General features: G+C 49.0%; 7 protein-coding genes. All 7 read right to left on the bottom strand.

The genetic code is table 11. From position 1 onward, the window contains the following. Positions 1–11: 11 nt before the first annotated feature. Entirely contained in the window at positions 12–758 is a 747-nt protein-coding gene (locus tag ABEV74_RS18795) for an acyltransferase (RefSeq protein ID WP_430148418.1), read from the bottom strand. 68 nt (positions 759–826) lie between these two features. Next, positions 827–1,243: a hypothetical protein gene (locus ABEV74_RS18790; protein WP_213529968.1), complete on the bottom strand. Its 417-nt coding sequence runs from the start codon at positions 1,241–1,243 to the stop codon at positions 827–829. Positions 1,244–1,269: 26 nt separating this feature from the next. Next, positions 1,270–2,259 (bottom strand): glycosyltransferase family 4 protein, encoded by a 990-nt coding sequence (locus ABEV74_RS18785; RefSeq protein WP_062495548.1) that lies wholly within the window; start codon positions 2,257–2,259, stop codon positions 1,270–1,272. Beyond that, the gene (locus ABEV74_RS18780) at positions 2,256–3,209 is read right to left on the bottom strand and encodes an NAD-dependent epimerase/dehydratase family protein (RefSeq protein WP_062495550.1); all 954 of its coding nucleotides are present in this window, start codon (positions 3,207–3,209) and stop codon (positions 2,256–2,258) included. Before ABEV74_RS18780 ends, ABEV74_RS18785 begins: the two co-directional genes overlap by 4 nt. Continuing rightward, entirely contained in the window at positions 3,206–4,273 is a 1,068-nt protein-coding gene (locus ABEV74_RS18775) for a Gfo/Idh/MocA family protein (protein WP_430148414.1), read from the bottom strand. Before ABEV74_RS18775 ends, ABEV74_RS18780 begins: the two co-directional genes overlap by 4 nt. Next, positions 4,270–5,382: a DegT/DnrJ/EryC1/StrS family aminotransferase gene (locus ABEV74_RS18770; RefSeq protein WP_062495554.1), complete on the bottom strand. Its 1,113-nt coding sequence runs from the start codon at positions 5,380–5,382 to the stop codon at positions 4,270–4,272. The genes ABEV74_RS18775 and ABEV74_RS18770 overlap by 4 nt, the downstream gene beginning before the upstream one ends. Beyond that, a complete protein-coding gene (locus ABEV74_RS18765) occupies positions 5,333–6,373 on the bottom strand; it encodes a CgeB family protein (protein WP_430148411.1) in 1,041 nt (346 codons plus the stop codon). The genes ABEV74_RS18770 and ABEV74_RS18765 overlap by 50 nt, the downstream gene beginning before the upstream one ends. Between the last annotated feature and the right edge of the window lies 1 nt (position 6,374).

Here is a 6,374-nt window from a genome sequence, read left to right as displayed (position 1 = left end):
TGGAGCCCTTTTCACGTTTCCAAGGAGCTGTACTTTCGAAATTCAGGTTCAATTGAACTTCCTCCTCGCGCCAAAAGTCGACCCGGATTACCAACAAATGTTTGCCCTTCAGGAACATCCTTCGTGATGACGGCCCCTGCACCTACGACAGCATGTTCTCCAATGATAACTCCTGGGAGCAAGGTTGCATTATTCCCGATTCTTGCATGTTTCTTTATGACGGGTCCTTGATGTTTGTAGTTTCCAAGTCCCATGTATTTATCGTTGGAGGTAGAACAACAAGGTCCGATAAATACCTGATCTTCAATAAGCATGTCGCTGGTAATGTAAGATGATGTTTGAATGGTGACACGTCTTCCGATAACTGTTCTAGGTTCAACAATGACATTGCGCCCAATAATACTGCTTTCTCCAACCGAAACGCGTTCCCGAATACTGGCCATATCTCCCACAAGGACGTCATATTCCAATGTTACCCCGCGATAAATAACAACCTCGCTGCCGATTTTTACATGATCTCCGATGACAAGCGGATTCAGTTCAGTAGATGGTTTTAGCGCCACCTTTTTATTATGAAATGGAACCTTTCCAAGCACGCATAAATCGCCAATCTGAACATTGTCCCCAATCTGAGTGCCGCTCTTAACGACAACAAAATTCCCGATCGTTACATTGTCTCCGATCCTGACTCCCGGTTCCAAACTAACATGCTGGCCCAGGGTTACATTTTTCCCGTATATGACAGACGCTTCTTCCATGTTTTGTGCCTTACTCCCTTCCCCCTATAAATTCGTATCTAGCGGACAACAGATGAATTGGGTTTACATCAAACGGTCCCCAGAATTAGGTAAGGGGGTTCTTCCGGTGAAAACTGAATTTGGTCTGCGGATTCCAGCCGTACATAAACCCCGTGATTTTCAAAGCTATTGAAGCGCCAGCCATGGGCGAGATGCTCCAAGTGAAAGCTTTCTTCCCTCGTACCCGGCGAAATTTGCCTTCTATTGATCATTTCCGAGAGTGTGGGACGAACACTTTGAATATGTTGCTCATCCCATCCTGTAGTAATTTCGTGAAGATAAAGTTGAGCTTCCAGGTTCCCGACGGGAAGAGGTACATATAGTGTCATGGAGATCAACGCCATATCCTCTGGAATCACCGCGATGTTAAATGAAACGTACATTTCCTTTCCATCAACAAAAAAACGGTTGGGAATAAATAACGAAGTTTTCACTATCGAATTCAACGCTGTTCCCTCCTTCTCTCGGGTCATCAGCTGGGCAGCTGTTCATAGATTCGCTCCAGCGTATCCACTACAACCTTCTTGTCGTGATATTTCTCTGCGTATGCCCTTCCTCTCATGCCCAGTTCACTCCGGGTTTCCGGATTTTCAAGCAAAAATTTGATTCGATCTGCCACGTTGTCCGGATTTGCGTTCACAATCGGTAACTCCGGCGGGAACTTGAGCGCCAAATCGTCCCTAATATAGGCAATCACCGGCTTCCCACAAGCCATCGCTTCTACACTGAACAAGCCGTGGGATCCGCAGCGGATTTGGTCAACAATGATATCCGCTTCGCTAAAGAGCTTGACTGCTTCTTCGTGATTCATTTTTTCGATGCGAAGATATTGAAAGTCGTACGATTTCTCCAATTGTTTGATGGCCGCCTCAATCACCAAAGTCCCCTTAAAATCAGGGTTAGTCGGTGCGTGAAGGATCAACGGCCGCCTTACATCCTTCTTCGGGAATACGGGAGTGAACGGTTCAAGGTCAATAGCGATCGGCACCACGTGAACCTTCTTGTAATATCGCTCCACGTAAGGGTAGACCTCGTAATCTTGCACGATCGCCTCATCCACATATCGGCTGATTTGAACCAAGCGATCATGCATGACCTCGTTTGCGGGAGAGTCCCCCGTGTAAACATACGGATTATTTTCCCTTGCCTGCTCGTGAAAACGAACATCGTTCCCCCAATGGTGCATGATCATTTTTTTGCCCTTGCTTTTGATCAACTCAAGATCCTTGTATCCGGGAATCAGGCTGCTGGCATAATGGAAGTGGAATACATCGAAAAAATTGATAATGTGCTTGGAGGTATTCTTGATTTCATCGAGATTGGTATTGATGAGATTGTCCCTGTAACCCAAGTAAGAGTGAAAAATGTTGTAGCCTGTGGCCAAGTGTCCTCTCCGCTTCAGCTCGCCGCACATAATGCCCATCTGTCCGGCGATCTCGATAATACCGTGGAAGACCTTCATTCCCGCTCCCCTCCCAGCCACTGATACGTCTTGAGAAGACCTTGTGCTAATTCGGTCTGCGCCTTCCACCCCAGCATCCGATACGACAGCCCGGCATCCAAACACCTTCGGTAGACAACGTCAACAGGCCGCTTCGGTTGATAGTTTACGACCGGAGAAGTAATACCGCAGATCTCGGCGATCATTTCCGCAAGCCGATTGACGCTCGTTTCAACGGCCGTTCCAATATTAAACACGTTTCCGACCGCAGCCGAATGGGTTCCGGCCGTAAGCAACGCTTCAACGGCATCCTCAATGTAGGTGTAATCCCGCGTTTGTGTGCCGTCGCTGTAAATTTGGAAAGGAAGCCCGGCGGCGGCAGACTCAAAAAATTTGGCCACAACTCCGCAATAGGGATTGCTGGTGGATTGCCCGGGACCGTACACATTGGATAAGCGCAGTACGGCGATAGGCAATTGATACATCCGTTGGTAGACTTGGCAATAATGTTCCATTGAAAATTTGCTTGCCGCGTAGGGTATAGTCGTCTCGTAACTGGATTCCGGAGTCGGGAGCACATCGGCGTTTCCGTAGACAGAGGCTGTCGAGGTATATACAAATCGTTCGAGCTTCGGACATCTTTCTTTTGCTTTTTTCAACAGCAAGTAGCCGCCGTATAAATTCACATGAAAATCAACATCCGTATTTTGAGCGGACATGACCAAATTTCTGCATGCCACATGATAAATGTGGGTGGTCCCCGGGAGAACCTCGTCCAGCAGCGATTCATTGACAAACGACTCTTCGATAAATGTCAACCGTTCCGAGCAGGGAACATTCTCTCGCCTGCCGGTCGAACAATCATCGATTACAATCACGCTTCGGGATAAGGGCAGAATCCGCCGCAAAAGCTGGGATCCGATAAAACCGGCCCCTCCCGTCACAAGCACTTTGTCAAAGAGAAAACTCACTTCCACTCCTCCATTTCTGCCATCGTCGATGTAGAAAAACCGGTGATAGGCATCTTAACGGCCTGATGCGTCTTGACAGAATGGTATAAGGCGAAAATAATCTCGAGAGCCTTCTTCCCTTCAGAGGCAGAAATCACCGATGAGCCTGGTATGCCTTCGACCGCACGAATAAACTGCCGGTACATCTCGAAATGCTCATCCGCATCGTCGTTTGGAACGGGACGCATGGCGGAAGGATCGGCAAACGACCACTTACGGATTTCATTCAGCCCGATTCCCCCGATGCTGACTGTCCCCTTCTCACCAAATAATGTAATACTGTTATCAAAGTTGCTGGGGTAGGTCAGGGTGTTGGCTTCGATGACACCAATCGAGCGGTTTTGGAATTTCACGATTCCGGCTGCGACATCCTCGGTTTGTTTCGGCAAGGTTCCTCGAAGCATGCTTGCGTACACTTCTCCGCAATCCCCCATAAACCATTGCAACAAATCGACCAGATGGATCCCCTGGTTCAGCAGCATGCCGCCATCCAGATCCCAGGTTCCCCTCCACGGCGCGTCCTCGTAATAGGACTTGGATCGGTTCAACCTCATGGAAGCTACGCCCAAAAATACATGCCCCATCGCCCCGGTTTGAATCAGTTCCTTGATCCGCTTCATAAGAGGCCTGTATCTTAACTGGTGGCACACCTGTACGATCACTTGATGCTGTTCTGACATTCGCACAATTTCTTCCGCATCGTATAGGGAGAGCGCCATCGGTTTTTCCAGGATGACGTGCTTTCCGCTTGCAATCGCTTGTTTCGCAAGCTCGGCATGAAAAGCGGACGGTGTGGAAATAATGACCGCTTGAATTCCGTCATCCCGCAGCAATGCGCCAACGTCCCGGTATTTTGCGATTTTCTCTTCAGAAGCGGTCTGTTCCCTGTATTTCTGTTCCGTATAGTTCATCCGCTCCTCCTGAACGTCGCAAAGCGCGGTTAACCGCGCCTTATCGCACTTCGCGACCGAAGCGACGTGCCGTTCAGCGATTCTGCCGCATCCGATTAATCCGAATCCGATCATGACTTGATCTTCCCTTCAAGGCTGAGCAATGCCTCGATCACTTGGTCCTGTTCACTCTCATAAAGAAACGGGCTCATGGGTATAGCGAGCAGCTCTTCGGACAGGCGTTCCGCAACAGGCAGCGAACCCGGCCTATAACCCAAATGCGCATAGGCTTTCTGCAGGTGGAGCGGACAAGGATAATAGACCCCGCTGTGAATGTTGCGCTGTGCCAACGCCTCCTGCACCCGATCTCTCCGCTGGGTCTTAATGCAGAAAAGATGGTAAATATGCGTTCTGTCCTCTTTTGCAGGATCCGCCCGCAAAGTATTCAAAGGCTTTAATGCTTCGCGGTAACGGTCCGCCAAGCGCCTCCGCACCCGGTTCCACTCATCGATCTTCCGCAAACCGGTCCGCAAGATCGCCGCGTGAATCTCATCCAAACGGCTGTTGTAGCCGATCTCGTCATGATAATATTTTCGAGTGCTGCCATGCTGGCGCAGCCGGCGAATTCGCTCCGCGAGATGCTTGTCGGAGGTCGCAATGAGGCCGCCGTCACCGATCGTGCTTACGTTTTTTGTCGGAAAAAACGAAAAACACGCCGCATGGCCGATACTGCCCACCCGCATTCCTTTATATTCGGCCCCGAACGCTTGGCAGGCATCCTCAATCACGACCAACCCGTATTTGCCGGCAATGTCCATAATTTCATCCATGTCCGCAGGCTGTCCGAACAGATGAACGGGAATGATGGCTTTGGTTGCCGGCGTTAGCTTTTCTTCAATGCTTGCCGGGTCGATGCAATACGTTTCCGGATCCACATCGGCAAAAACGGGGGTGGCTCCGACCCTGGACACCGCCTCGGCGGTGGCAAAGAATGTAAACGGCGTTGTGATGACCTCGTCACCAGGCCCGATGTTGTAGGCTTCTAATGTCAGAACCAGCGCATCCGTGCCGTTGGCAACGCCGATGGTCTCGGCAACTTGCAAATAATCGGCGACTTCTTTTTCCAGCATTTGAACATTGGGACCAAGCACGAATTTCCCCGAATCAATCGTCTCGGCAACGGAGTTCAAGATCTCATGCTTTATTGATCGAAATTGACGCACCAAAGGAACTAATTCTATCATGTGTTTCTCTCCTTTTCCCCCTAAAGCTCTCGTATATGAATGGCCAAATTCGATTTAAATGTCTTTCAAATGTATGCTCCGCCAAGATCTTCTTCCTTGCCTTGAGTCCTATACGCATCCGTTCCTCTGGGTGCTTTAAATAATACCGGGCGTACTCTATCGTTTCTTCGGGCGAGGAGGATAAAATGATTTCTTCCTCGTGTTCAAAGAGTCTTTCCAATTCTTCCGTACGGCTGGCAAGCATCAGTGAGCCGGAACCTAAAATTTCGAAGGTTCGCTGGGTGACCTGATCCCGGGCATTTTGAATGCCCAGCATAATTTTGCTTTGATGATAAACGGCTACCGTATGCTTGTAAGGCAAAAACCCGTGTGCAGCGGATGGAGTGATGGATGCGTTGAACTCCTTTTCCAGGAAATCCTTGCTCTCCATCCAGTTGTGACCCCAAACGTCGACCCTCACATCCATTTGAAGCAATGGAAATAACAATTGCTTCAGGCTGTCGTATCGGTACGTTTTCGTTTCCAAATGCGTTGTCCCGACGAAGGCAATCTCGTATATTTCCTCCGTTTTCATTGTTTTTGGAGGAAACAATCGCGGATTAAACGCAAAGTTCAAGTACTCCGATTCGATTCCCATGCTGCGGTAGTTCTTCACGCAATCCGGATGGATCGTCAAGACCATATCCGGTTTCACACGGCGAACATACGGCAGCGAAATACCTTCAAAATGAATTTTATCTTCCGTGGCCCAATAAATGTGGTATAACGAGTACTTTTCGCACAACTCCGGCAGAACATCAAGGGAGGGATCGAACATCGGTTTGTCGATTCCGACCGTAATCAGCATTTCCGGGCGAAAATGCGCAATTCCAGCTTCGATCTCTTTCATGTTCCACGAGGTTTGGTAGTAGATCTTGTGTCCGATTTGGGATAGTGCGTCAGCCAAACTATTGATGTAGCAAGAGAGATGATTCAAAAAAAATATTTTCATG

Source organism: Paenibacillus cisolokensis, from assembly GCF_050481165.1.
GTDB classification, from domain to species: Bacteria; Bacillota; Bacilli; order Paenibacillales; family Paenibacillaceae; genus Paenibacillus_AH; species Paenibacillus_AH cisolokensis.
Note: the sequence above shows the minus strand (reverse complement) of the source record. Positions and strands in the feature narration are given on the sequence as shown.